This window comes from Paenibacillus sp. NPDC057886 (assembly GCF_042796655.1).
In the GTDB taxonomy this organism is placed as follows: domain Bacteria; phylum Bacillota; class Bacilli; order Paenibacillales; family Paenibacillaceae; genus Paenibacillus.
In genome coordinates, this window is the sequence record NZ_JBHVMZ010000004.1 from 54,679 (window position 1) to 77,649 (window position 22,971).

The 22,971-nt window shown below is 35.0% G+C and carries 43 protein-coding genes; all 43 read right to left on the reverse strand.

Translation table 11 applies throughout. From position 1 onward, the window contains the following. Positions 1–3 precede the first annotated feature (3 nt). The 43 genes from ACFVQB_RS14080 to ACFVQB_RS14290 all read right to left on the reverse strand — a co-directional run bounded on the left by ACFVQB_RS14080 (position 4) and on the right by ACFVQB_RS14290 (position 22,940). The gene (locus ACFVQB_RS14080; RefSeq protein WP_379439933.1) at positions 4–2,334 is read right to left on the reverse strand and encodes a ribonucleoside-diphosphate reductase subunit alpha; all 2,331 of its coding nucleotides are present in this window, start codon (positions 2,332–2,334) and stop codon (positions 4–6) included. A gap of 80 nt (positions 2,335–2,414) precedes the next feature. Then, positions 2,415–2,639, reverse strand: a complete 225-nt coding sequence (locus ACFVQB_RS14085) for a hypothetical protein (protein ID WP_379439936.1) — start codon at positions 2,637–2,639, stop codon at positions 2,415–2,417. 238 nt (positions 2,640–2,877) lie between these two features. After that, on the reverse strand, positions 2,878–3,087 hold the full coding sequence (locus tag ACFVQB_RS14090) for a hypothetical protein (RefSeq protein ID WP_379439939.1): 210 nt from the start codon (positions 3,085–3,087) through the stop codon (positions 2,878–2,880). 13 nt (positions 3,088–3,100) lie between these two features. Continuing rightward, positions 3,101–3,310, reverse strand: coding sequence for a hypothetical protein (locus ACFVQB_RS14095; protein WP_379439941.1), 210 nt, complete (start codon positions 3,308–3,310; stop codon positions 3,101–3,103). A gap of 82 nt (positions 3,311–3,392) precedes the next feature. Then, positions 3,393–3,770, reverse strand: a complete 378-nt coding sequence (locus ACFVQB_RS14100) for a hypothetical protein (protein ID WP_379439944.1) — start codon at positions 3,768–3,770, stop codon at positions 3,393–3,395. Positions 3,771–3,824: 54 nt separating this feature from the next. Next, the gene (locus ACFVQB_RS14105; protein WP_379439947.1) at positions 3,825–4,466 is read right to left on the reverse strand and encodes a hypothetical protein; all 642 of its coding nucleotides are present in this window, start codon (positions 4,464–4,466) and stop codon (positions 3,825–3,827) included. A 297-nt stretch (positions 4,467–4,763) separates the two neighbouring features. After that, complete coding sequence (locus tag ACFVQB_RS14110; protein WP_379439950.1) at positions 4,764–5,177, reverse strand: hypothetical protein; 414 nt, start codon at positions 5,175–5,177, stop codon at positions 4,764–4,766. Position 5,178: 1 nt separating this feature from the next. Next, positions 5,179–6,231, reverse strand: a complete 1,053-nt coding sequence (locus ACFVQB_RS14115) for a hypothetical protein (protein WP_379439953.1) — start codon at positions 6,229–6,231, stop codon at positions 5,179–5,181. 95 nt (positions 6,232–6,326) lie between these two features. After that, positions 6,327–6,623, reverse strand: a complete 297-nt coding sequence (locus tag ACFVQB_RS14120) for a hypothetical protein (protein ID WP_379439956.1) — start codon at positions 6,621–6,623, stop codon at positions 6,327–6,329. 41 nt (positions 6,624–6,664) lie between these two features. After that, positions 6,665–6,988: a hypothetical protein gene (locus tag ACFVQB_RS14125; protein ID WP_379439959.1), complete on the reverse strand. Its 324-nt coding sequence runs from the start codon at positions 6,986–6,988 to the stop codon at positions 6,665–6,667. A 33-nt stretch (positions 6,989–7,021) separates the two neighbouring features. Then, positions 7,022–7,405, reverse strand: coding sequence for a hypothetical protein (locus tag ACFVQB_RS14130; protein WP_379439961.1), 384 nt, complete (start codon positions 7,403–7,405; stop codon positions 7,022–7,024). Between the two features lie 36 nt (positions 7,406–7,441). Further along, positions 7,442–7,897 carry a hypothetical protein gene (locus ACFVQB_RS14135; RefSeq protein ID WP_379439964.1) on the reverse strand — a complete coding sequence of 152 codons (456 nt, stop codon included), beginning with the start codon at positions 7,895–7,897 and terminating at the stop codon, positions 7,442–7,444. A 24-nt stretch (positions 7,898–7,921) separates the two neighbouring features. Then, positions 7,922–8,107, reverse strand: a complete 186-nt coding sequence (locus tag ACFVQB_RS14140) for a hypothetical protein (RefSeq protein WP_379439967.1) — start codon at positions 8,105–8,107, stop codon at positions 7,922–7,924. 2 nt (positions 8,108–8,109) lie between these two features. Continuing rightward, positions 8,110–8,277 carry a hypothetical protein gene (locus tag ACFVQB_RS14145; RefSeq protein WP_379439969.1) on the reverse strand — a complete coding sequence of 56 codons (168 nt, stop codon included), beginning with the start codon at positions 8,275–8,277 and terminating at the stop codon, positions 8,110–8,112. Between the two features lie 17 nt (positions 8,278–8,294). Further along, on the reverse strand, positions 8,295–8,492 hold the full coding sequence (locus ACFVQB_RS14150) for a hypothetical protein (RefSeq protein WP_379439971.1): 198 nt from the start codon (positions 8,490–8,492) through the stop codon (positions 8,295–8,297). 157 nt (positions 8,493–8,649) lie between these two features. Further along, positions 8,650–8,943 carry a hypothetical protein gene (locus ACFVQB_RS14155; RefSeq protein ID WP_379439973.1) on the reverse strand — a complete coding sequence of 98 codons (294 nt, stop codon included), beginning with the start codon at positions 8,941–8,943 and terminating at the stop codon, positions 8,650–8,652. A 36-nt stretch (positions 8,944–8,979) separates the two neighbouring features. After that, on the reverse strand, positions 8,980–9,213 hold the full coding sequence (locus tag ACFVQB_RS14160; protein ID WP_379439975.1) for a hypothetical protein: 234 nt from the start codon (positions 9,211–9,213) through the stop codon (positions 8,980–8,982). A gap of 278 nt (positions 9,214–9,491) precedes the next feature. Beyond that, the gene (locus ACFVQB_RS14165) at positions 9,492–9,737 is read right to left on the reverse strand and encodes a hypothetical protein (RefSeq protein WP_379439977.1); all 246 of its coding nucleotides are present in this window, start codon (positions 9,735–9,737) and stop codon (positions 9,492–9,494) included. Positions 9,738–9,749: 12 nt separating this feature from the next. Then, the gene (locus tag ACFVQB_RS14170; protein ID WP_379439980.1) at positions 9,750–10,400 is read right to left on the reverse strand and encodes a hypothetical protein; all 651 of its coding nucleotides are present in this window, start codon (positions 10,398–10,400) and stop codon (positions 9,750–9,752) included. A 5-nt stretch (positions 10,401–10,405) separates the two neighbouring features. Beyond that, entirely contained in the window at positions 10,406–10,627 is a 222-nt protein-coding gene (locus ACFVQB_RS14175) for a hypothetical protein (RefSeq protein ID WP_379439982.1), read from the reverse strand. 39 nt (positions 10,628–10,666) lie between these two features. Further along, positions 10,667–12,163, reverse strand: coding sequence for a DHH family phosphoesterase (locus ACFVQB_RS14180; RefSeq protein ID WP_379439985.1), 1,497 nt, complete (start codon positions 12,161–12,163; stop codon positions 10,667–10,669). Between the two features lie 165 nt (positions 12,164–12,328). Beyond that, positions 12,329–12,451 (reverse strand): hypothetical protein, encoded by a 123-nt coding sequence (locus ACFVQB_RS14185; RefSeq protein WP_379439988.1) that lies wholly within the window; start codon positions 12,449–12,451, stop codon positions 12,329–12,331. Between the two features lie 26 nt (positions 12,452–12,477). Further along, positions 12,478–12,891: a hypothetical protein gene (locus ACFVQB_RS14190; protein ID WP_379439990.1), complete on the reverse strand. Its 414-nt coding sequence runs from the start codon at positions 12,889–12,891 to the stop codon at positions 12,478–12,480. Positions 12,892–12,926: 35 nt separating this feature from the next. Next, entirely contained in the window at positions 12,927–13,100 is a 174-nt protein-coding gene (locus tag ACFVQB_RS14195) for a hypothetical protein (protein WP_379439993.1), read from the reverse strand. Positions 13,101–13,121: 21 nt separating this feature from the next. Next, a complete protein-coding gene (locus ACFVQB_RS14200) occupies positions 13,122–13,655 on the reverse strand; it encodes a hypothetical protein (protein ID WP_379439995.1) in 534 nt (177 codons plus the stop codon). Positions 13,656–13,681: 26 nt separating this feature from the next. Beyond that, complete coding sequence (locus tag ACFVQB_RS14205; protein ID WP_379439998.1) at positions 13,682–14,008, reverse strand: hypothetical protein; 327 nt, start codon at positions 14,006–14,008, stop codon at positions 13,682–13,684. 45 nt (positions 14,009–14,053) lie between these two features. Next, positions 14,054–14,299, reverse strand: a complete 246-nt coding sequence (locus ACFVQB_RS14210; RefSeq protein ID WP_379440000.1) for a hypothetical protein — start codon at positions 14,297–14,299, stop codon at positions 14,054–14,056. Between the two features lie 37 nt (positions 14,300–14,336). Continuing rightward, positions 14,337–14,690, reverse strand: a complete 354-nt coding sequence (locus ACFVQB_RS14215; RefSeq protein WP_379440003.1) for a hypothetical protein — start codon at positions 14,688–14,690, stop codon at positions 14,337–14,339. 26 nt (positions 14,691–14,716) lie between these two features. Then, positions 14,717–14,851 (reverse strand): hypothetical protein, encoded by a 135-nt coding sequence (locus ACFVQB_RS14220; RefSeq protein WP_379440005.1) that lies wholly within the window; start codon positions 14,849–14,851, stop codon positions 14,717–14,719. Positions 14,852–14,870: 19 nt separating this feature from the next. Beyond that, positions 14,871–15,104, reverse strand: a complete 234-nt coding sequence (locus tag ACFVQB_RS14225; RefSeq protein WP_379440008.1) for a hypothetical protein — start codon at positions 15,102–15,104, stop codon at positions 14,871–14,873. A 30-nt stretch (positions 15,105–15,134) separates the two neighbouring features. Then, positions 15,135–16,040 (reverse strand): RNA ligase family protein, encoded by a 906-nt coding sequence (locus tag ACFVQB_RS14230; protein WP_379440010.1) that lies wholly within the window; start codon positions 16,038–16,040, stop codon positions 15,135–15,137. Between the two features lie 55 nt (positions 16,041–16,095). Further along, positions 16,096–16,248: a hypothetical protein gene (locus ACFVQB_RS14235; RefSeq protein WP_379440013.1), complete on the reverse strand. Its 153-nt coding sequence runs from the start codon at positions 16,246–16,248 to the stop codon at positions 16,096–16,098. Positions 16,249–16,276: 28 nt separating this feature from the next. Continuing rightward, the gene (locus tag ACFVQB_RS14240) at positions 16,277–16,450 is read right to left on the reverse strand and encodes a hypothetical protein (RefSeq protein WP_379440015.1); all 174 of its coding nucleotides are present in this window, start codon (positions 16,448–16,450) and stop codon (positions 16,277–16,279) included. Between the two features lie 18 nt (positions 16,451–16,468). Then, entirely contained in the window at positions 16,469–16,732 is a 264-nt protein-coding gene (locus tag ACFVQB_RS14245; protein WP_379440018.1) for a hypothetical protein, read from the reverse strand. A 91-nt stretch (positions 16,733–16,823) separates the two neighbouring features. Next, the gene (locus ACFVQB_RS14250; RefSeq protein ID WP_379440021.1) at positions 16,824–17,066 is read right to left on the reverse strand and encodes a hypothetical protein; all 243 of its coding nucleotides are present in this window, start codon (positions 17,064–17,066) and stop codon (positions 16,824–16,826) included. 107 nt (positions 17,067–17,173) lie between these two features. Further along, entirely contained in the window at positions 17,174–17,329 is a 156-nt protein-coding gene (locus ACFVQB_RS14255; protein WP_379440023.1) for a hypothetical protein, read from the reverse strand. A gap of 14 nt (positions 17,330–17,343) precedes the next feature. Next, positions 17,344–18,195 carry a hypothetical protein gene (locus ACFVQB_RS14260; protein WP_379440025.1) on the reverse strand — a complete coding sequence of 284 codons (852 nt, stop codon included), beginning with the start codon at positions 18,193–18,195 and terminating at the stop codon, positions 17,344–17,346. Between the two features lie 192 nt (positions 18,196–18,387). Continuing rightward, positions 18,388–19,875, reverse strand: coding sequence for a hypothetical protein (locus ACFVQB_RS14265; RefSeq protein ID WP_379440027.1), 1,488 nt, complete (start codon positions 19,873–19,875; stop codon positions 18,388–18,390). Between the two features lie 58 nt (positions 19,876–19,933). Further along, positions 19,934–20,476 (reverse strand): hypothetical protein, encoded by a 543-nt coding sequence (locus tag ACFVQB_RS14270; RefSeq protein WP_379440030.1) that lies wholly within the window; start codon positions 20,474–20,476, stop codon positions 19,934–19,936. A 67-nt stretch (positions 20,477–20,543) separates the two neighbouring features. Next, on the reverse strand, positions 20,544–21,383 hold the full coding sequence (locus ACFVQB_RS14275; RefSeq protein ID WP_379440033.1) for an ATP-dependent DNA ligase: 840 nt from the start codon (positions 21,381–21,383) through the stop codon (positions 20,544–20,546). Between the two features lie 186 nt (positions 21,384–21,569). Then, positions 21,570–21,791 carry a DUF1653 domain-containing protein gene (locus tag ACFVQB_RS14280; RefSeq protein ID WP_379440035.1) on the reverse strand — a complete coding sequence of 74 codons (222 nt, stop codon included), beginning with the start codon at positions 21,789–21,791 and terminating at the stop codon, positions 21,570–21,572. A 28-nt stretch (positions 21,792–21,819) separates the two neighbouring features. Beyond that, positions 21,820–22,038: a hypothetical protein gene (locus ACFVQB_RS14285; RefSeq protein ID WP_379440038.1), complete on the reverse strand. Its 219-nt coding sequence runs from the start codon at positions 22,036–22,038 to the stop codon at positions 21,820–21,822. 65 nt (positions 22,039–22,103) lie between these two features. Beyond that, positions 22,104–22,940, reverse strand: coding sequence for a Gabija anti-defense Gad2 family protein (locus ACFVQB_RS14290; RefSeq protein ID WP_379440041.1), 837 nt, complete (start codon positions 22,938–22,940; stop codon positions 22,104–22,106). Between the last annotated feature and the right edge of the window lie 31 nt (positions 22,941–22,971).

The following is a 22,971-nucleotide window of genomic DNA, read 5'->3' on the forward strand; positions in this document are numbered from 1 at the left end:
TTGTTAGCTGCTACATGATTCACATTCTTCAATAGTTAAAGCTTGACTTCTGATATAATAACTAGACTTAATTCCTTCTTTCCACACAGATAAATGCAGATCCAAAAAATCAGTTGCTTTAATATCTGGTCTAACGTACAGATTAAAACTTTGGCCTTGATCAACATGCCTTGCTCTTGCTCCAGCCATTCTTATACTCGAATGCTGATCAACGTTAAAAGCTGTTTTATAGTACCACATGGTTTTCGCGTTCAAATCAGGTGCGGGATTTGCGACTTTATATGTAGTCTTCTCTTCATAAGAAATCAATTCATACAATGGATCAATAGTGGCTGTTGAGCCTGCAATAATAGATGTTGAGCCATTTGGAGCAATAGCAAATAACCACGCATTACGAATGCCATTCTCTCTTACATCTGCTTGTAACTCTATCCATTGTTCAGTCGTAATGTATTTACCTTCTCGATTCCCTGAAACATATTCCCGCTTATCAAAGTACGTTCCGGTTTCCCAATCCGAACCTTTGAATTTCGGGTAATGTCCTTTTTCCTTGGACAACTCCATACTGGCCTTTACAAGCAGGTAGTTGATTTTTTCATATAGATTATCATTATATGTTACCGCTTCTTCCGATTCCCAACGAATTCCCTCAAGGGCAAGTAAATGATGAAGCCCAAACGTTCCCAATCCAATCGCCCTATATTGTGCATTTGTATATTGAGCTTGCAACACATCGATATTGTTGATGTCGATAACGTTGTCCAGCATACGAGTTTGAATTGGAATAAGTCTCTCAAGAACATTTTGTGGTACTGCTTTTGATAAGTTGATTGAGTTGAGGTTGCATACTACAAAGTCACCGGGAACTTTGGAAATAATAATACGGGTTTGACCATCTTTGGTTACCAGCTCTTCCGACTCAACAACCGTTGGGGATTGATTTTGCATGATCTCCGTACAAAGATTCGAGGAATATACCATTCCATGAACATTATTGGTATTTGCCCGATTCACTGTATCACGGTAGAACATGTATGGTGTACCTGTCTCCAATTGTGACTTCATAATGCGCTTCATGATATCAATTGCCTGAACAGTTATTCTTTGTAATAACGGATGATTTACCGCTTCTTCATACTTTTCTCTGAAGCTTCCTTTACCAAGCTGTTCATCATAGAAATCTTCCAATCCAAGTGGTCGCCCATTGTTATCTTTCCATCCCATAATTGACTTCGTTTCATGCGGGCAGAACAGACTCCATTCTCCACGACTTTCCACTCTCTCCATAAACAAGTCAGGTAAGCACACTCCATGGAAAATATCATGTGCTCTCATTCGTTCATCACCGTTGTTAAGTTTCAAGTCGAGAAACGCTAAAATGTCACGATGGAAAACATCTAAGTAAACCGCTACAGCACCTTTACGGGTTCCTATTTGGTCAACACTCACAGCAGTATTATTCAACTGTCGAATCCATGGTACTACTCCTGAACTGGTGTTTTTGTGACCACGAATATCAGATCCTCTAGCTCGAACTTTGCCTAGATAAACTCCAATTCCTCCGCCTGTTTTGCTTAATCGTGCCACATCTGTATTAGAGTCAAAAATACCCTCTAATGAATCATCCACTGTATCAATAAAACAACTAGACAATTGACCAGCAACCTTTTTGCCAGCATTGGATAGTGTAGGTGTAGCAGCAGTCATATATAGATTACTCATAGCCCAATAAGCTTCTTTAACTAGATCCATACGTTTGTCTTCAGGTTCTTTGTGCATCAAGTACATTGCGATAACCATATATCTCTGTTGTGGCAGTTCCATTAGTTTCCCATCGAAATCATGTGTCAAGTATCGCTCTGTTAGAGTAAGTAGTCCAATGTAATCGAACAGTAAATCATGTTCTGGATTTATGTATTCACCTAGCTCTTCAATTTGTTCCTTTGTATAGAAAGAGAGTAGTTCTTCCCTGAAGATCCCTTTATCTACCAGAGTTTGAATCAGAGGATAAAACGAACCGTATGGCTCTTCAACATATGACTTATATTTTCGATTGTTTGCGGCCTTTTTGTAGAGCTTTGTCAGTAGTCCTCTTGCAGCAACAAACTTCCAGTCTGGTTCTTCTTTCGTGATCAAGTCTAGAGCTGTCATCGAGAAAGCTTCACTAATCTCTTCCGCCGTTACTTCATCACGTCTTAGTTTGCTATTAACACCTTTGACTAATTTTGCCTTGTCTAATTCAAATCCACTCATCACTCTATCTGCATATGTATTAATTCTATTTTCATCAAAAGCTAGTTGTCTGTTATTTGGTTTGTTTACTAGTCGGGGCATTAAAATCCTCACTTTCAAATGTCTCTATCTTTGTAAAAGAATTATTTTATTATAATAATATGTATTGTATAAACGTATTTCTATTCAACACTTACAACTCTAATCATATCTCCAACATCGAATACGTAGTTTTGTTTGAAGAATCGTCCCATAGCATATTCCACTGCTACTTTCTTCATCTCGCTAATTGTGACTGGATTTTCTCCTGCCATTTCATAGCAATCTTCCTCGTCTACATTTACCCAAAAGTCAAGGTCTTCTGTTTGCTCTCCATAATCTCGTTCTAGAATTACATTAAACTGCACTATCATCACCTCCTTGAAATAATCGTCACAGAACTCAATCAACTCTATAATGCAATTTACCAATAGTTAAACTGTATCTACCAAGATATATATTGACGTATGACTCTCTTTCATTATCGCCCCACTCATTATTGGTGTTGAAGTTCATACCAATAAGAAAGGTTCCTCTGTCCTAACAATGTTTCTCAATTCGCCATCCATATTTAGAATACATTTTTTCACCTTCTATGTATTGTAATCACTCACTAACTCTGGTGTGGAATACTACTCGACTAAACTCATTCCAAGCATTACTCCACACCTCTTCACCATACTTATCAAACTCATCGAATTGCTTTTTTCCTTTTTTCTTTTTCATCGTTTTACTAATGTACTTGTCTTCATGCAATAAGTGCTCATTATCTGTGCCAATGTCATCTTTAAAGCATTCGATCAGCACTCTAGACAAACTCAGCGTTGCCTCATTTAGTTGAATTACTTTTCCACCCCTTATCGTTCTTTTTCATTTTTTGCATTGCTAAGAAAGTCTTTACTTCAAAGAACTCTTTAACTGACTGATCAATGTCATCAGCCTTTTGAGCGAGATGTTGTCGATCAATAGTCATATTCAAAGCTTCTAAACTTTTGTTTAATTTTTCTAACGATACTTGAAGCCGATTATTTCTATCCATCTTCAACACCTCTTCTTTGTTGTTGTATAATCAGTTTAATTCAAAATACAATAATAGTCAATATGTATTTTTATTCTTTAAATTAACGTGGAGGAAGATTGAACTTAATCGTACCAAACAAAGTGCTATTTGCACTACCAGTAAAATTATCCAGCATATGCTCATTGTCTTTATCAGTATGTTCAATAATTAGTACATTGTATTTCTGGTCATAGTGCATACCACCAAGCTTAAATTGCACAGGAATACTCAGTGAAGATGCTGCTGAAGTAATTGCTTGTACTAGTTCCGATTCGTGCTTTTCTCTAATTGCTTTATATGTGCCATTGGGCAAAGTAATCGTATATGCAGTACCATCTACACTAAAAGTAAAAGCATTGTTACTTGAAGTAATAGTTACTTGGTTATTAATATCCGACGATCCCCAAACTTGTTGTCCGTATGTAGCTATATTGCCCATCTCCTTTGATGTATTTATGATTAAATTTATATAATTCTATTTAAAAGGTATATTTCACTGTATTTGTTCGATTAACACTCCACGTTGCTCTACATGGTAGTTACCAAAGTTTGAATTAAGAGCTACCTTATAGATTTCTCCATTCATGTATGTATCAATTACAGGGTACATTTTTGCACCATCAAATAGCTCCTTAGCAATAGTATTGGGGTCTAATATGCTTTTATTAGTTCTAATCAGAAATTCGGTCGTGACGTATTGATGATCTTCATAACAATAAAAGTCGCCAACATCTACAGTTTCCAACATGAAGCATTTGAATTTGCCCATGTCCGCTTTTTGGAGCTCTTCCGATAACTCATCCATTGTGTACATAAAATAATTCTTCGGTTTATTAGCATATTCTTGTGCCAATCTTCTTACTTTCTTGAGTTCCTTTTCTTTTTCAATTTGCTTCTGTGAAAAATCTTTAAGATGAAAATCAGTTATAGTTGAGGGTACAAAGAATCCATATTTTTGAGCCAATAGCAAACTCAAGTCTTTTGGACTATTCACTCTTTGCTTTTCTTCGATAATCTTTTTGCACATCGATTCGAACTCTTCGGTAGAATATTTTTGATCTGATACCACGTAATAATCTTCGTAATCTATATCCCATGTACCGCAGCTTACATTATACAAATATAATTCACTCAAATTTCCTTCACCTCTCTGTCAAATGTGCATTTTACTGAGTTGTTTGAATATCAAATCTGTTGGCTCTATATGTTCTTATTTTCCCATCATCACAAACAATATCAACAACGTCATATTTGGCATATTTATCTTTATGTGAGTGCAATATTTCATAAAGCTTGTTCAAACTAAGACTGCTCCTCCATGTGTGACCATTGTCTATACAGACAGCAATGCTCATTTAATATCCTCTTTTCTTTATAAAATTTGACTTTCACATACATTTTTACTTCTAAAAACCCTTATGCGTCAATGCTTTTAAGTATTCAACATTTTTGAAATTTCATCGAGTTCAAGCTCTACTTTCTTATCTTCAGATAGCAGCTTATCTAACTTAGCTTCCATAATCTTCAGTTTATGTTCCTCATCTTTCCTGTTGATGAAATCAAGTTTAGACTTCAGGTCATCAATCCAGTCGTTAATTCCATATCCGCTGATAACATACTGCTCAAGTAGACTTAATTCTTTTGCAGATGCTGCATATGAATTAAGTCTGATCAACAGTGCAATGATATGTTCTTTTGTTAGGGTTTGGATGTTAATTCGAACTCCATCCAGTTCAATAGAGCAGTTAGTCACTGGAGAGAACTTCTTAGATTTACCTACTGATTTCTTCTTCTCTTCAATCTGCTTTTTCAGTTCAAGAATCTTACTGTCATTCAAGTTTGCCATTTTATTTAACCCTCCTAAAAATTTTTCCATTTTCTAAATATTCGTTTTTGTAAACTGGCTCATATAGATTAAATACATCCAATACATTACCTACATAAAGTTTTTCATACTCATTCTTATCTTTATCCCATTTACCTTCTTTATAGAATTGATTGGTCTTTACATCGTAGCGAAGTTCTTCCCTAATTTCAGGGGCTTTGTAGATGTCAAATCTACTTCCCCATCGACTTTCTGTGAACTTAGTTGTACTCACTCGTTCTACAAGCTCATCTAAAGAATAGTTAATCCACTCATCCCTAGATTCATCTCGGTGAGAATATTCTGTCTGTCTTTCTAGCCAATCGAAATGCTCGGAATATTCAGACGCACATTCACTAGAAACGCATTCAATAAATCTATCGCCCAACGATTTAATCGTAAGTAGCTTGAGAGATTTAATATCCCAGCTATATTCGCCTTCACGTACAAAAAAGTAGTATTTCCCCTTAGAAATTTTATGATAAATATAACTGTAATTCGTTCTATTCCAGTAATCGTTCGACTTTCTCTCCTCTTCGACTCTCTCTGATTTAGTATCTTTTAAATCAAATCTTCCCATATAGATCCACTCTTTATTGTCCTTAGATTTATATGTCCCACCAACAGACAAATCTTTTGACTTAACAAAGTTCTTGCTATGCAATATTTTATTGAATGTACTAATCTCTTTATAATCTGGGGAATCCACTGGAAGTAGCACAAGGTCTTTACCGTCCCATCCATAAATGAATTGACCCTCTAATCCCTTACCTTTGATTGAGTTAGCATTCTCCAAAATGTATAACAAATTCTCAATTGTAATCTCAAACTCAAAACCTCTTGGATCATAAACACGTACATATGCTTGACGATGATTCCAGTCAGATACATAATCTCCAACTTTCTTATTCAGTACAAAGTCTGACGTTGGGATGTTATCGTGGTCAACAGGATCAATTTTCTTATCACGCCAATTCTCCCATGAGGTCTCTTTTCTGACCTTTCCTTTTACATCATAGTAAGTAACGTAAGCCAATGTTTTCGTGTATGTATTTTCTCTGTTTTGGAATCCAACCCTAATTTTCTGTGGTACAAATATGTTCGTTTTTATTTCTCATCATTCCTTTCTAGTTATTTCATACTAAGATTTTCATTTTCCAGCGCACAATCAATCTCATCAACTGTTGCCAGTCTCCAATTATTAACTACGAATTGATAGTCCCTGCTGTAGCTTTCATCTAAATAGTCAGCCGAAAAATCTATAGATCCTTTTTCTAATCCACTTACTCTTGCCACTTTACCCGCTTCTTTGTCAAAAATGTATACACCAATACTAATCTGTTTCTTGGATTCATTTTCATTTTCAGCTAATTCGCGATATCTTTTAGCTTCTTTCTCATGATATTTGACTTGTTCAAAAAAAGACATTGATCGTTCTCCTTTCTAATTGAAATACGCCTTTCACTGACTTATTCAGAATAACTACCTTTGTCTTTAAACATCCTCCTATACCTAGCCAAGTCAAACTGGTCTAATCCGAAATTCTCCATTTTGTTTATCTCAATCACAGAAAAATGTTTATCTGTGAAGTAATCACTAAAACTAAAAAAGTGCATTTCTTTCACATCGTTATATGTAAATAATTCACCCTTTTTTGTATCAAAACAGAAAAGATATTCCCTTCCCTCTTTAAAGCAATGATCTGGACTGCCATCAGGATTTCTCCCATAAATTGTCAGTGAATCAATGCATTTTAATTTTGCCAAAAGCATAAAATCTACATTTATATTCAATACAATCCTCCTATTCTCTGTGAAATCTCACTTTCACTTTCTTCTACTATAATAAATCGGGATAACTTCATTACACTTCTCTTTGTCTAGACAAATAGATACTTTTAATGGTTTGTCTACTCCAATTTCTTGTCCTATACTAGATATTTCTCCATAGAGAGTATGCACTTTAACCTCTTCAATAAATAACCGAATCTCTAGTGTATTATATTTAATACGCAACTCATCAAACTTGTTTGCCAAGTCACCATATAGTCCCTCATTCATAAAAATCATAAACACTTCTTCATAGTGTCGACTGTCAAGATTGGAATGCTCGAATATATTAACTCCATTCAAACTCAATACAACGGTTTCCTCTGATGGTAAAAATGTATTTTCTTTAACATGTACAAATTCAATCTTACTGATTAGCATTTCAACACTCCTTTCTCAAAGAAATATATCTTTCACTTAAAATACTAAAATGTAAGTCATATAGCCGTAGTATGTAGTCCAAATCAAGCCTCTAATAATACTTTTAAAAGTTACTTTTTTAGTGTTCAATATTTTAAATTTTGCAGCGGACAGTTCTTCCTTATTCATCTTATTGATGTTTTTCTTGGAAAACCCAACAACGAAAGACAAAGCTAAGATCATTACGATGAACAAAGTTGGACACTTAGAAAGATCATAATTGAATGCATTCACAAGAAAGGTAATCTCAAAAATGATATAAGTTAAAGCTCCAATCAAAGGCAGACAGCCTGCTTTTAGGTAGGCTTCATTTCTTTTTTCAATTGATTCATTACTTTGTATTTGCTCAATCCCAAGTAGTTTTAATTTACGACTTGTTTCTGAAAAGAGTGGGCCTCTAAAAATTGTACTCAAGTTAATCACAAAGAATAAGATAGACAGAAAAATCATCATATAATTAAATCACTCCTAATTTTTTTATGGATGAATCCAAGCACAAATCTCATCTTCACGAAGTAATTCACAAAGTTGATTTAGATTACACTTGCGTTTAATTGCATCCCAGATAAAACCTTTATAACCAAACTCTTTCTCGCAAAATTCTACAGCCTCATCTACTTCCGTAAATAATTCTTCTCCGTTCTCTAGATCAATAATCAACATACTTAATTCTCCCCTGTGTATAGTTTGCTAATTTCATATTGGTCGTGAATAATATCTAATGCTTCCTGTAGACCAAGAATTTCACCATCATGACCAATTGGATCTGTGTCCTTGTAGTAATTAATTGACAGTTCTATTTCTTCTCTGATCTTCTCAATCAATTCTTCCATATATGTATGTCTCCTTTCTAGAAGCGAACAGTTGGATAAGGATCGTGAATATCTTTCTTTCTACTTTGATACAAGTTCCAGTTATAAAATGCTTCAGATAATTTTCGACTTTTCATTTCTTCTAAAGATGCAATCTCAATATTGGTTTGCCGCTGCTTTGTTCGTAGAACTTCAAGCTTCTTCGTAATATCTAGGTAGCTCAACTCAGGATACATTTACTTACCTCCTTCATTTAATCTCTTCAGGATACTTTTAAATGCTTCTCCAATAATCAATCCAGACTCCCTTGTAGAAATAATTACTTTGTTTATGTGCGAAACCAATTCGTTCATCTACTCATCCCCCTTCTCTGTGAAGCCACTTTTTAAATATTTAAATTGCAACCTTACCATTCTCATCATAAGCATCAAAATATTCTCCACAGTATTGATACATGCTTTCTCTCAATTCAATGATTCTTTTGAGCGTCTTGCATTGGTATACCTTCATGCCTTGATGTTTTTCAGTTATCCCTTTAAATGTGCCTCGATAAAAACGTGAAAAATCATGGTGTTTGTAGATAGCTCTATCATCACTCATAAACTTTCTTTCGGGGATTACTGTATCATCAGTTTTGATAATCTCAGGGATAACCCTTTCTTCTGGTTCTTTGCGTAAATAATACACTTGAATTCTCCTTTCATTTTTAATAAATCTTGTATTTTACTCAGAATAAAATCCAACTAATTTGAAGTGTTCGTGATCTTTGTTAATCCATTCTTTATCAGCACCATCTGAATACACATTAAAATCATCTAATGCTTCCAAGTAACCAGCAATGCGACTTCCTATTCCATTATGATATTGATCTCCTTGCAATAGAACTTTATTCTCATCCAAATCAAATAGCGCTTTTTCGTCTTCGAATTCTTCATTAATATAGATAATAAAATTCAATATATTCACTTCCTTGTAGGTTTTGATCAAACAGTTCATTTACATAGATATCTGATTTACAAATCTTGATACATCAATAGTTTTTAATTCCTCTGATTCGTCTTTCAATTAGTCTATCTCTCAAATCATAAAACTTGTTCATCCTGTCATACTCTTTATGTCTCTCTATATATCTGACTACAAATTCCGGTCTTTCATAAGCTACTGGTCTACTAAATACGACTCTACCAAAAATAAATTCTTGTGCTTCATTGTCCAATTGATCACCTATCTATGTATTAAAAAGTCATACACCCTTTACGGTATCTCTTACCTCTATACTTAAATCGAGCAATGAATGTGCGTATCAAGATCAATCCTTCATTCACTCTTTCAATTACAATTACACCTTTTTCAGTCATCCATCTTAATTTTCCTTGTACATTTGGAATGGAGGATATCATCTTAATGAGATATCCTACTCCAATATTACTTTGCTCACAGCGTAGCTTAGCATGCTTACTTATTTTTATACGCACTTTCAAATTAATCTCCTCCTAACTCTCTGTATTGTCTAGATATGGTTTTAATCTATATAGTTTATTTTTTGACAATATAATCTTTGGATCGGTAATTCCTTGATTCATTCGATATCTAATGCGATATTCACTAACCCCCAATTCTTCCGACCATTGTTTAATTGTTTTTCTTATTCCTTCGTATTCTACATATCTATTATTTCTCTTGTTATTCGCCTGAGTCTTTTGGTCAACCCATCTACAATTATCTGGTTCGTAATTTCCATCAACATTAATCCTGTCAATAGTGAGTACATCACTATATCCATTGGACATCGCCCACTTTTCAAATTCTTGGGGGCTATTTCTCCATTCGTCACACACCTTGATCCCTCTTCCACCATAGTCATTGTAGTGAGTAGCCTTCATGGTGTAACATCGCTGAATCATGTGATTCCAAGTGTTAAGTATTCTTTTGTTGTCACATTTTCTTCTTAATCCTTGCCTGCATTTAACGCATCTCTTGGTATGTCCCCCAATTAAAGCACCTGATTGAGATATAAATTTCTTTCCGCAATTACACTTACATAACCAATGAGCACATGTTTGCTTCGTCTTTGGATACACTCTTTTTAGAATTGTAAGTTCACCTAATTTTTTACCTTCTAAATTTACAAATGGTTTGCCCATGTATATTACCGTTTAATAGATTTGCGTTGAGTACGTAGTTTCTTGAATTTAGTCAACACAGATCCTTCCTTCCGACCATTTTCTGCTGGCTTGACGTATTGGAATGTGTAACCTTTTTTAGCTGCCTGTTGTTTTGCTGCATTAACTGCACCAAGATAGTCTGCTGGCAAATTGTCGATTACCACGCTTTGATTGTTGTTTGTAGTTGCAATTCCGTAAAATTTCATATGTATATTTCCCCATTCGTATATGTATTATTTTAGTGTTTAATTGATCTCTCTATAATCCTCAATGAACAATTGGCATGTCTTAATTACTTTCTTCTTTGGTCGATACTGAGTCCAAACGTTCATATTAAGTGAACCTACAGCTTCAACTTCTGTGAATACTGGTACTTGGTCGTAATACTCTTCATCTGTCTTAAACTTCATCAATTGCAATTTTCCACAATCAATCTTTACTGTGTTACTGGTCTTACCCATCAGTTTCTTGTCTGAGATGAACAAGTCTTTGACTAAGAATGTTCCGGGCTTGAAGTTATTGCCTGAATATCGATAAAACTCTGTAAGATAGTTAATTAGATTCTCACTAACGCTATCAGCGCTAAACTCTAAGTCGTAATACAGAGTCTCATCAGGTACAAAATCTCGGAGTTTAGAGTTAAGTTCAAGGCGAAGCAATTCAAGATGAGTTATTGATACACCCACACCACCTGCACCATCATGCCCTGCGGCATAAACCACATTCTCACAACTCTTTAGTAGATCTAGCATTGAAAAATCATCTAATCCCCTGAAGCTTCCCGAATATGTGTCTTCATTATCGCCAAATCCAAGTACAATCGCTGGCCTGTTGTACTTTTTGGCAATCTCTTGTGCCACCAGACCATTTCGCCCCCTACCAACAGTTGGGTCAAAAACAATAATCACCTTGTCCGTCATACATAGCCCAGTCTTCATAGCTTCGAGCGCTTCAGCTTGAACTGCTTTACGGTTTTCATTTAATTTGATTAGTTCTTTTACATAGCCTTTAGTTTCTGAATTTGCTTTATCGCACATCATAAAATCAATTGCTAACTTGATATTGTCTGCTCTCGTCGCTGCTGTTACTGCTGGACTAGCGCCATACAAGAAGTCTGTTGAGGTAAGATTTTTTACATCTGAATTCATTGCCTCAAATAGCTGTTTTAGGCCCTCATGTCGCAATCCCCTCAGTGACAATTTAGCGTAATATCTATTTTCCATTTCCATCATCGACATCATATCTGCCATAAGTGAGAAGCCCGGTAAATCGCTTAATTCAATTGAATGGGATACTTTCATCAGATCATCAAGCACCTGACACAGCTTAAAAGTTAAAAGTCCTCCACAAGCGTTTTTGTTTGGGTATCCACAATCAACTTGCTGTGGATTCACGATTGTAGCAAAAGGATTTTCGTTCGTAATTGTGTGATGATCGACAATCAAACAATCTATTCCTCTTTCAGTCAAATGCATCATTGACTCTGTATCGTTGGAGGAACTATCTAGTGCAATAAACAGTTTAGTATCTTCGGGTATATTCTTAATCAATTTATCAATAGTGTGACCTTCAGATCTCTCATTACAAACATAGTTTAAGTTGTCAGTGAAATTTTTTAGATATTTGTATAAAATAACAAGAGAAGTCACACCGTCCAAATCTGGATCACCTGAAAATGTGATAACTTCATTATTCTCTAGTGCATGTTTAATCCTCAATCCAACCACTTCAATATTCTTCAATAGATATGGACTGTGCACGACGTTGGAGAGTGGGTTAAGGAACTCATCAATATTCTCAATCCCGTTTATCTTGGCTAATTTTGAATATGTATTATCGTATGGTTCAAAGGGAATTTTTGGTTGCTTTTGTTTCCATGCTATGGCAAAATCACTCCTTTTGACGGATTATTGAATTACTATTTTGAATTTTTCAGGTAATGTGATATTGTCACTGATGTATTCAAAAGTTAACCATTTGTCTGTCAATCCTGTACGTTTGTTGATGATTTGAATATTTGGTTTCTTCATATCAATCACTCCTCGTTGCAGAATTTTTAACATTTAAATCTATCAATGAAGGCTTGTTGTTTTGCTAGATATTCTTTTCTTTTATTTAATACTTCTTCTTTCTCGCTCTCACTGTATCCTGAGAATTCATCAAACTCTCCAGTCAACTTAAAATGCTCAAATGATTCTCTGGGATATTTATTTGCTTGAATCCCCTCTGGAGCTTCACTAAAAGTTCTAACCAAAGCCACTAAACATTCTTCACATAGATCAAAAGCCCATCTTTGATTCTCATAAATGCTTCCTTCTTCAAATTCTACGTTTATTCTATGAGAGTAATTATTGAAAATGTAATCATCTACTTGCTCAAATTCCTTTTCTACTCCACACTTATTGCAAGTTGAACTGATATGTTTCGAGACTTCTTTTGTTATTGTTTCTGTAATGTAATTTTTAGTCACATTGTTCACCCCCTTAAGTTAGTGAAAGAGCAGTTTCATTTAAACTTTCCAGATTTAATATCTTCTTCATCAATTAACATAATTTCGTGCATTACTCCACTTTCCTCGGTTGCAAACTTACAGTCCTCAAGTGCTTCTTTTTGATAATCTGGTTCATTGGGATAAACACTCAATAGCGTTCCACCAGCAAACAATCCAATTTTTTTCATTTATATTCCTCCTTATATGTATTAAGCAGCTTGGTCTTTTTTCTTGATTTCTTCAAGATATTTCTCTGTATACTCCACTTCTGTAATTTCTCCCACCAGACTTTCTCCACCATTTGACCGCTTAGATCGTTCATCGATATCAAAATCAGCCTTATAATATAAATCAAATTCACTTGTTCTAAAAGTCTTAAGTGTCTCTCCTTGATATCTCATCACACCATAGATAAAGTTAATGGTTCCCAAATTCTCATAATCAGCAAGACCGCATTCTTCGATAATTTGCTTGTATTTTTCACCAATCTCTTTTGCTTTCTTAGAGTTGCCTTTCAAACTTCCATCTTTCTTGAACGCTTTCTTGTTCTCATCTTTAGTAAGTTCAGTTGGATCGATAGTCAGGAATTTCGGATGTTGCACCATTTTTGTAATTGTCTCACCCAATGTTTCACTCAATTTTCCATACACTTGCTTCCATTGATTATTGAGTTCAAAGTGTTTCTTTACTGCTTGATCATAGTTTGTTCCTCGTTTAATTTTGTAATACTTCATTTCGCTCATATGTATTTCTCCTTTAGTTTGATTTTTTACCACTTAACACTTGGCAACCTATGTAGTTTTTTAACGTATCTTTTCACTAGCCAGTAACTAATTGGATCACGAATCTTCATTCCTTTATCTTCAAACTTAATAATATTTGCATGAAAGTAGCACTTTGCTTCTTCATTTTCGAAACTCTTCGGATAAGACCTTAGTGGCTTCCATTCGTATTTGTTCCAATTTTCTTTAAATTTCTCATAGTTTCCCCAACCACAGCTCTTAGTGCTACTTTGAGACATAGAGATATGGCCTAGCCAAGGAATACATGGAATTGAAATTAGTGCATAGACAATCAAGAACCCAGCAATTAACATTTATATCCTCTCCTTTTGTAGGTAAAAGTATATTTTCGTTTAGATTCAATCAATCAACTCTAAGAACGACTCGGCTACTGTGATACTTTCATTGCTAATTGGATTTAGGATTACATAGCTCTTTTGGCTTAATGCGAATTCACCAATAGGAATTTCTTTAAGTATTTCTACTTCTGTCCCTTCATCAAATTCAGCCAAACATTCATAGTCAACTTCAACTTGCCCATCTTCTATCTCATGATCATAAAGAAATAATCCTAGAAAATCTTTCTTAATAATTGCTTTTTTCATTTAGTTTATCCCCTTTCTTAATCAAACTCTTCTTTGATCAACTAAAGCTCATATTCATTTTTCTAATTGGGACAATATCTTGAATCATAGCCGTGAAGCTTCCTGTTTGATAGAAATTGACTTCAATCTCATTCGCATCCCACCGTTGATTGTTTAATTTTCTACAGTATACCTTGTGACCATTAGGATAATAGTCATTCATTCCATGTCCATAGCCACCACCAGAAAACTCAGTCTTTACGACGACATATTCTCTGACCAGTTCTTCATAATTTTGTTCACTAACCTTTACATCTGATGTGTATGATTTTTCTTTTGGTTTGTAGTAGACTTTCTGACCAATCTTCAACTCAACAACGTCTCCGACTTCCAATAATTTAGGGCTGTTCATCTTGTGTCCCACCTCAACTCTATCGTTTATCGTCCCATTGAATTAATAATTACTTGCACAAGCTCATCTAGTTCATTTTCGGTTTCAATGTCATTAGTCTTTTCAGCAATTTCATTAAGCTTATTAGCCATTGCTACAAGAAAATCATTGTCAGCTCTCATTTGAAAAATCCTTTCTCACTTAACTTTCGTCTATCAATTCTTGAATGTGACTATGTAATTCTCCACTAATCACATTCCCACGAAGCCTTGCATTTTCTGATTTTAGCTCTTTTAAATCCATAATTACTGCTCGAAGTGCACCATCCATCTGAGGCACACCCCATTCTTTACCGTTTCTCCAAACCGATATCCAACTTCCTGTATCTTCAAATGAATACTTTCCGTCCTTAGTCTCGTAGATAAACTCTGTCATATTATCTCACTCTCTTTATGATTTTCATATTTACCCAAAAATCACTGGTTTGGTTTGTTTAATCTTTCTCACTACGAGTGCATGTAGTGTCTTAAAATCAATTTTTGGATTTTTATATTGCTTGAGAATGTTCCAAATCTCTTCCTTAACCAATTCAGAATAAACTCGTCCAAGCAACATTGGGATCATCTTACTTTTCCATCCCTCATTGTCATTCACAATTTTTGCATATTCTTTCTCAATAAAAGCTTCAGTGCAATAGTCATCTACAATCTGCTGCTCAACGATTTCTTTTGCTTCAATAACAGGTGATCCCATTGCTTTATGATGTTTCTCTTTGAATTCAGAAGTGACAATTTTAGCCCAAGTTTGTCGCTTGTATTTGTTGTAGAAGTCATAATTCTTCAATACCACACCTTCACCGTTACCAGCGCCGTCTTTAATCAAGAAATTGTTTGCCTCAAGTGATTTAATAAAGTTATCATAGCTACCGTTTTTGATGGTGCAGAGTGGTGGGACATACTCTAAATCAAATTCTTCAAGCAAATCTTGGTAGATGCTATATGGGATATACTCTACACCATCCTCGTCTTTATCAATTACCACATCAAAGATGTAAAACTTTCTCCATGCATCATCTCGATACGTTTTTAACGTGTGAGGTACAAGAAATTCACCGTAAAGTCTATGAGTGGGATGTTTCTCAAGATAGCTCTTAAATTTTGAATTTGACAGGATGTAAGAGTAGAAACCTGCATTGTCCTTATCAACACTCAACTCTCTATTTCGACTACCAGCTTTTACAACTCCATTGTCAAGCCAGATTGATCCATTTGTACCATCGACCTTGGGGAAAACCAAACACTCACCAAGCTCAATTCCATCAACTTCCTGTGTTCCAAATCTTTCGAGATGTTGATATTTCTTAAATTCCATATTTATATCTCCTTTAATATGTATTTTTTAATGAAATTCAAATTTCACTTAGATTTTATTTCTCAGTCAAACTGATTGTGATTTGACCTGTAGAGTAAGTTGAATCCTGATTAATGATCAAATTTGATAACCCAAACTCATCACGCAACTCTTTCGCAATCTCGAATATCTTCTCATCGAGTATTTCAGTAAATTTTTCAATATCCACTTATAATCGCCTCCTCAGTACTGTGTTGTTATTCAGTTTCACTCAAAGGTTTATCAGGATAGAAACCATCATCCTCACTATGAGTATCACAGGCATTTACAGGAATGAAACTATCTTTGTCATCAGAACCACTTACACGTCCATAGATATGTCCCGTGTATGTTGCTTGCAAATCGCAATTAATATGGTCACAATTCTTCATTGTTGTGTTTCTCCCTTATTATTTTTTATAAGCTCGCAGCTTTTCTTGTAAGTCCCCAAATGTACCAGATGTTTTGACTACAGCTAACCGTACCTCTTCAAGCAGTTCCACAGGAATATTGGCATGATCTAAGACAGTCAATGCCCAAGAAAGCTGATGTGAGGCGTTCTGCATGTGAACCAGTGACTGATATGCATAATCATCAAGTTTTCCGTTCTCTCTGAACGCTTCATAGTTTGGTTGGTGGGCAGCGTAAGTTCCGAATTTTGCTTGTTTATTCATTTCTAATACCTCCGTAGTTTTGATGAAATCCAACTTTCACGTTCACTTTCACCAGACCTTCTTCAGCCTAATAAAAGCGAACATCATTGGGCTACTTGTAAAACTCTTTTTTGCAGCAGATCCAAAATGAAAAGTTCTCATCTCCGTTGTCATCCAATATGTATATTTCTTCTTCAACTGCTGCACAATCGTCATACTTCATAATGTAAAGCTTGTACATTCCCCCGATAGTGACTGGTACATTTCTTATGCAGGCTAGTATTTTGACATGGGTGGCTTCCTCCTCATTTTGTGTGGGCGTAAGATCAGATACGTCCATCCTCTGCTCATACATTCGACCATCCCTTTCAGTCTTATATTGTTATTATACTATCATTTTTCACTATGTCAATATGTATTTTTACTCTTAAAATGTCTTAGTGAAAACTATATTTTATCTGCTTATACATCAGTCAAAATATTCATCATCGCTTCAATAGCCTCATCATTCAATCCATTGACTTCTTTCCAATCACTCACTAAAAACTTTAAGGGTGGACACTCCAGATCCCACCAAGATAGAAAGCTAAGTTCTTCAAGCTGCTTCACAGTAAACATTGAAAATCTCCTAATTATACTCTTATTTTGTATTTGTCTTCATGTACCATTTTCGTGAAAAATTCAATGCCGTGGTCTATAGGAGCATCTTTCTCTCCCATTACACCTGTATTTTTAATAGCAAATAAACAGTATATATTATCGCGTAATACAAACTTTCTAGCTTCGTCTTTGATCTCATCACTTGTTACGTTGTTATCAAATGCCAATACAATCTCTACGCCCAAACGTTCCAGTTTTAGTACTTGAGTTTCACTTAGTTCATGCCCACCTATACTGATACTATTTTTAATTCCATAGCTCCATGCCTTCTGGACACTTTTTTCAGCCTCAAACACATACACGCGTCCAGTAGACTTAATATGCTCATAAGTCTTATCCAGTCCATATAAGATTAAGCTCTTGGGTGTAGGTACAGGATACCAATACTTTGAGATTTTCAACTTCTCGTAATCAAGAGTTGTCCTTCCCTTTACTCCTACTAGAGAGCCAAGATCGTCCCTAACAGGTATGGTTATACAGTTGTCATTAAGAGAGTAGCCTACTTCAAATAGTTTTTGTGCTTCGCATGATATCCCCTCCTCTAAGAACTTCCAATTTGGCATTGATATGTACATATTCAAAACTGATTCATCGATCTTACGAAGAGGGACTTCATCTTTAATTTCCGTTTTAGGCTCAATTGAATCAAGAAACGAAAGAATAGGATCTGTCTCTTCTTTAACATTCTTATAATCTGAGTAATAGCTGTATCCACATACATCACAGATATAATACATTGCTTTTGAAAATGAAATATCTTTATAGTGTTGCACAAGAGTTATTATATCTGCTGGTTTTGGTAGGGGGCTACTATAACAATTCACCAACAAATTGTCCCTAAACACTTGCAAACTTGTTGGATTATTTCCTCCCGGCCTTGTAGAGCGTATTTCATTATGATCTGACATTCTATCGTTGATATGACACCCAAGAGAGATTAAAATATCAGCAACTTTATTGTCTCGTATTATGTTTTCCTTTAAAGTTTGGGCATCAATTTTATATCACCTCTCGTATTACTCTTTGTTTAAGGCCTTACGTAAATTGGCAACTTCTTTTTCTGTCTTAAGCTTTTTGTTTTCTTTCTTGAGTTGCTTGAGCTCTTTCTCACCTTGTGATGGAACCAAATATCCTTTTTCAATCCATAAATTCTTCCCTTTGTCTACTTCAAAGCAGAGAATATCCTTGTCTTTGCCACCCCGGTTCTTATCAATTACTACCATGTAATAGTTGATATGCATTTCTAATTGTGTCGTAGACTCTCCAATAAACGGGTCATTTGGATTATAAATCACGAATTTATCATACTGATCTCGTGAAATTGGCTTTGCCATCATTAATGAGTCTGCAACGTGTTTGATGTGCTTGCCGTTTGCAATAGCTTGACTAGTCAGCATATCGTTAAACAAACTATCGTCTGTCAATTGAAAGGTCGACCAAACAGGGATATCTTCAGTAATTGCAACTTCTTTCAACATGTCCGCTGTTCTTACAAATGTCATCCAGTCATGATCTGGTGCTTTCATCGTGTCATAAATAATCAACTGGCAATTTCTCAATTTATGACGTTTGATTTGTCTTTTAAGAGTGTTTTCATCGTATTTATTCAATTCCAAGAAATAGATCTTACTGTTTGCTTTTATGTATTGTGCTGCTTCTTTTACAATTGCTTCTTCATTTTCATTCAATGTTCCTGTTACAATTTTTGTTTCATCAATACCGTCAATCCCTCTTCGTTTCATTTGAACATCAAAACCGAACTCAGGATTGTTAAGCACACAACTAATTTGCATTCCCAGCCATTCCGCTTCGTCCTGTTCGTTGACCAGAACTAATACGGGTATTTGGAGCTTAATGCCCAAATAACAAGCAATTTTACTAGTAGTTCTACTCTTGCCACATCCACTGTGCATCCCAAATAAATTAAATTTCTTGCCCCTAAGCCCCCTAATCAAACCATTGATGATCTCGAATGGTACAGGTATGCCAACATCAGGAGTCAATTTCCACTCTTCTATCTTATCAGGCATATTGTGACCAAGTATAATACTATCTTCAACTCCACCTACAATAGTTCCAATGGTGTTGATCTGGTATTCCATTCCCTTGATAATCTCTTCTGTTCCAATCTTATCAAAATCTTTTCTTCCCATTAGTTTTTGTACAGGGAAACCTTTCCTTTCAAACTCCCTAAGTAGAGAATACTTTTTAAGTTTTTCATAGTAGACTGTAAAATCATCCAAATCTACAAGCTTCATCAACCTATCTATACACTTGTAACCTTTTAGATAATCGTATTTTGCTTTCCTATCTGGATCTGAATTCATGTAGATATTGATCTTAACTTCATTTATTTCAGTACCAGCGTGTTGGCTATAGAGATCCATAAGTGAGTCATAAAGAAATTTATTGGATGCTTGGTTGAAGTCATAATTCGATTTGATTAACTCACTATAATCTAGGAATAAATCTGGATTTAAATACATACTACCAACAATCAACATCTCGGTTGCTAAATCCTCAATCTTTGATACTTCTTCAGAAATAATCTCACCGCCTTAATTAATCAAACAATGTAGTAATATCTAGAGCGTCTTTGCTATCATTAATTTTCTTATTTTGAGCATTGCTAATGACCTTGTTTACATCTCTCATTGAATCTACATGGTTCATTAATATCTCTGTTTCTGCTTTCTGTTTTGATGATTTACTTTCATCTCTTAAGCAGTTTTCAATATTATTTCTAACAATAGCGAAGCAATATTTAAGTTCACTCATTAAATTCTTAAACTCTTTATTACCTTTAGCCCATTCAATTTTCTCAGAGCAGTACTCATATGTATTTTCAATTGTTTGATATGTGATTCCTTGTTTGTAACGCTTACTGATCCTACCAAACAACACAGAATCATTCCTTAGTTCTTGAATGTATGGGTAGAAGGTATTCGGTATTGTGCTAACAGTCTTTAATTTATGGATTCTCGCTATCGTATTTGCCAACTGATCCATTTCAAGACGCTCCTTGGCTTTAAACTCTTTGCCTTTCAAATACTTACTATGACAATACTCAACATGGTAATATCTCTTATCTTCCCCATATTTCATATCTTCCTTCTGACCATACTGGGCGCAGATAGGACACTTAACTGGTCTAGCCAGTTTAATCACCTCCTTAGAATACAAAACTCTCGAACTCAGGCAATCTTAACAACTTGTTTTTGGTGTATCCTCTATGCTTGACTACACACTTGATAACAGGATCAATGTAGACTGTATCCTCAGTTTCGCTTTTCTTAAGTTGTTGGAATACCTTGTATCCCGCTTTGCGTTCTTTTGCTCCTACAGCTAAACTCATAACTCCTATTATTCGTTTACCATCAGACAAAAGCCATCCAAACTCATTCTTCTTATATCCAGCAATGTAGTACTCACCAATCTCATAGGCAATTACCTTCAACCATTTATCAGAACGCTTATCGATCTCATATTTTGAGCGTATATCCTTTAAAACTACCCCTTCAAGCTTTTGCTGCTTGGCTAGATTAAAATACTCAATTCCATTTCCTCTTATAAAGATCGACTTTGCATAGTAATCATTGTCTGTGAAGGCATTAGACAGTATCTCTTTGCGCTCCATAAGTGGTTTAGATGTTACACTTTCACCATTATGATTTATAATATCGAAAGCACAGAAAGTAACTTTGTGCCTACTCTTCCTAGACATGAACCGTTCCATCACAAATTCAAAGTTCGGCTTACCGTCCGAGTCAGTTACAATCAGTTCTCCATCAAGCGTTGTCCCTTTTTGTATTGGGATGTTTTCAACCAACTCAGGAAACTTGGCTGTAACGTCATTGTTGTGTCTGGTATAGATTTTGACCTTATCTCTATAGTCGACAATGATTCGTATGCCATCAAGTTTAAGCTCTGTTAGGTGCAAATCACTATCGAATGGTAAGTTATTTGGTGCTTTGTATAGTAGCATTGGAGAAGTAAACATATTATCACCCATTTAAGTATATCAAACAGGTGTTTGAAGTTTTAGCGGTAATATATGTATCGTTTTATACACTATACTTACTTATTCTTCTCCATAGCTTCTGAATCCTTACTTTCTTTATCTTTATTATTATAGTGTTTTAATATATCATCTACTGTTTTAAACTCTACTTCCACTTACAATCAATCCAATCTTTATTTATTCATTTTCTTCCCATTCATTTATTTCTACAAATCGCTTTGTTCCTTCTACTGTGTATCCAAAGAACATATCTATGGGTCTTGCCCATACTTGATTATTCTCATCTGTGTAAATAACTAGACCTTCTTCCTGCTCAGTGTGCGTTGCAAAACATACAAACTGATAAGTCCCACCTTTATAATGCTTAAATCTTTGACCTTTGGCTACATCATAAATCATCTACTTCAAGCCTCCATTTCTCTATTGATTAATTATATGGGTTGCCAACTACCACTCTATATTCTTTTTTATCAATGTCATAGCTAATCCATGTATCACTTTCCTCATCTGGATTATCAATTTGACCTAAAGTTGGACAATACCCTTGGTCATCATATACTTTGATGTAGATTCCAGTGTCTTCTGTGATCTGATTTAACTTCTCCAGAAATAATTTCATATTGTCATCCATAGATACCTTCACCATACTCGCTCAACCTCTCGATATCTCTCATTTACTACATCAATATTTTGATGAAACTGTACTTTTACTTACTCTTCATCATCTTCCGATGGAACTCCCTCTCCATCAAAAACTGAATCAATTACTTCAGATATCCATTCCGTACTGATCACAAAGTCGGGCTTTGCAGAATTAATTTTAACTTGCTCTATAATGTCTTTGAATAATGTTAAGTCCACTCCGGTTAACTGCTCTTCTAGTACAGTCTCATCATTTAGATTCAATTCTCCGCATTGTAAAATCATTTTTAAGTATTGTCCTGCATTGATATTCCATCCACGCTGTATGTATTTTCTCGATCTAATTACTGATGCTAATGGATACTTAGATCCCACATATTTTAATTCCTTAGTGACAATCGACTCAAGTGCTTTCTGTGGCAAAACTAACTCATTCTTGCTTGGGATGAAGTAACATGTGCAATGAACGTAATCATAATTCTTATGAATTTCTTCAGGGTTTCCATAGAATCTATTTACTAATTGAACATCATCCGAAAGAGTGATTGCATTAGAAGATACGAAGACTGGAAGATATCCTTCTTTGTATTTCGCTCCTGCTACTCCCGCACTTGGGACAATAACCCTAATTCTATCTTCTTTCTCTTCGACCTTAACATCGTAGTGATTATTAGTTCTCTTATTAAATTTTTTAGTGTAGTATTCTGCTACCTTCTTGCATGATTCTTTATCCATGAAGTAGTAATCATAATCATTTGGTTCCTCATCGAGTAATAGCGATACAATAGCTCCTCCAGTAATAAATGAATTTTCATTGACAAGCTTTACAATTGACTCATCATCAATAGAACCAATAAAGTCTCTGTGTGCATCTTGCAGTTTTCGTTTGATTGTTTTTAAGTTCATATATGTATTTAATTCCTCCTTTAAATTTATG

Coding starts and splice junctions, on each gene's coding strand:
- ACFVQB_RS14280 (WP_379440035.1), bottom strand. CDS start 21,791: ATGATTTATGATGTAGCCAAAGGTCAAAGATTTAAGCATTATAAAGGT.
- ACFVQB_RS14100 (WP_379439944.1), bottom strand. CDS start 3,770: ATGGGCAATATAGCTACATACGGACAACAAGTTTGGGGATCGTCGGAT.
- ACFVQB_RS14240 (WP_379440015.1), bottom strand. CDS start 16,450: ATGAAGAATTGTGACCATATTAATTGCGATTTGCAAGCAACATACACG.
- ACFVQB_RS14120 (WP_379439956.1), bottom strand. CDS start 6,623: ATGTCTTTTTTTGAACAAGTCAAATATCATGAGAAAGAAGCTAAAAGA.
- ACFVQB_RS14080 (WP_379439933.1), bottom strand. CDS start 2,334: ATGCCCCGACTAGTAAACAAACCAAATAACAGACAACTAGCTTTTGAT.
- ACFVQB_RS14255 (WP_379440023.1), bottom strand. CDS start 17,329: ATGTTTACTGTGAAGCAGCTTGAAGAACTTAGCTTTCTATCTTGGTGG.
- ACFVQB_RS14225 (WP_379440008.1), bottom strand. CDS start 15,104: ATGACAGAGTTTATCTACGAGACTAAGGACGGAAAGTATTCATTTGAA.
- ACFVQB_RS14205 (WP_379439998.1), bottom strand. CDS start 14,008: ATGTTAATTGCTGGGTTCTTGATTGTCTATGCACTAATTTCAATTCCA.
- ACFVQB_RS14250 (WP_379440021.1), bottom strand. CDS start 17,066: ATGTATGAGCAGAGGATGGACGTATCTGATCTTACGCCCACACAAAAT.
- ACFVQB_RS14290 (WP_379440041.1), bottom strand. CDS start 22,940: ATGAACTTAAAAACAATCAAACGAAAACTGCAAGATGCACACAGAGAC.
- ACFVQB_RS14285 (WP_379440038.1), bottom strand. CDS start 22,038: ATGGTGAAGGTATCTATGGATGACAATATGAAATTATTTCTGGAGAAG.
- ACFVQB_RS14135 (WP_379439964.1), bottom strand. CDS start 7,897: ATGATGATTTTTCTGTCTATCTTATTCTTTGTGATTAACTTGAGTACA.
- ACFVQB_RS14210 (WP_379440000.1), bottom strand. CDS start 14,299: ATGAAAAAAGCAATTATTAAGAAAGATTTTCTAGGATTATTTCTTTAT.
- ACFVQB_RS14095 (WP_379439941.1), bottom strand. CDS start 3,310: ATGGATAGAAATAATCGGCTTCAAGTATCGTTAGAAAAATTAAACAAA.
- ACFVQB_RS14140 (WP_379439967.1), bottom strand. CDS start 8,107: ATGTTGATTATTGATCTAGAGAACGGAGAAGAATTATTTACGGAAGTA.
- ACFVQB_RS14230 (WP_379440010.1), bottom strand. CDS start 16,040: ATGGAATTTAAGAAATATCAACATCTCGAAAGATTTGGAACACAGGAA.
- ACFVQB_RS14270 (WP_379440030.1), bottom strand. CDS start 20,476: ATGAAATATGGGGAAGATAAGAGATATTACCATGTTGAGTATTGTCAT.
- ACFVQB_RS14145 (WP_379439969.1), bottom strand. CDS start 8,277: ATGGAAGAATTGATTGAGAAGATCAGAGAAGAAATAGAACTGTCAATT.
- ACFVQB_RS14275 (WP_379440033.1), bottom strand. CDS start 21,383: ATGGGTGATAATATGTTTACTTCTCCAATGCTACTATACAAAGCACCA.
- ACFVQB_RS14110 (WP_379439950.1), bottom strand. CDS start 5,177: ATGGCAAACTTGAATGACAGTAAGATTCTTGAACTGAAAAAGCAGATT.
- ACFVQB_RS14245 (WP_379440018.1), bottom strand. CDS start 16,732: ATGAATAAACAAGCAAAATTCGGAACTTACGCTGCCCACCAACCAAAC.
- ACFVQB_RS14130 (WP_379439961.1), bottom strand. CDS start 7,405: ATGCTAATCAGTAAGATTGAATTTGTACATGTTAAAGAAAATACATTT.
- ACFVQB_RS14185 (WP_379439988.1), bottom strand. CDS start 12,451: ATGAAGAAACCAAATATTCAAATCATCAACAAACGTACAGGATTGACA.
- ACFVQB_RS14215 (WP_379440003.1), bottom strand. CDS start 14,690: ATGAACAGCCCTAAATTATTGGAAGTCGGAGACGTTGTTGAGTTGAAG.
- ACFVQB_RS14265 (WP_379440027.1), bottom strand. CDS start 19,875: ATGTTGATTGTTGGTAGTATGTATTTAAATCCAGATTTATTCCTAGAT.
- ACFVQB_RS14175 (WP_379439982.1), bottom strand. CDS start 10,627: ATGAAATTTTACGGAATTGCAACTACAAACAACAATCAAAGCGTGGTA.
- ACFVQB_RS14170 (WP_379439980.1), bottom strand. CDS start 10,400: ATGGGCAAACCATTTGTAAATTTAGAAGGTAAAAAATTAGGTGAACTT.
- ACFVQB_RS14200 (WP_379439995.1), bottom strand. CDS start 13,655: ATGAGCGAAATGAAGTATTACAAAATTAAACGAGGAACAAACTATGAT.
- ACFVQB_RS14150 (WP_379439971.1), bottom strand. CDS start 8,492: ATGTATCCTGAGTTGAGCTACCTAGATATTACGAAGAAGCTTGAAGTT.
- ACFVQB_RS14220 (WP_379440005.1), bottom strand. CDS start 14,851: ATGAGAGCTGACAATGATTTTCTTGTAGCAATGGCTAATAAGCTTAAT.
- ACFVQB_RS14195 (WP_379439993.1), bottom strand. CDS start 13,100: ATGAAAAAAATTGGATTGTTTGCTGGTGGAACGCTATTGAGTGTTTAT.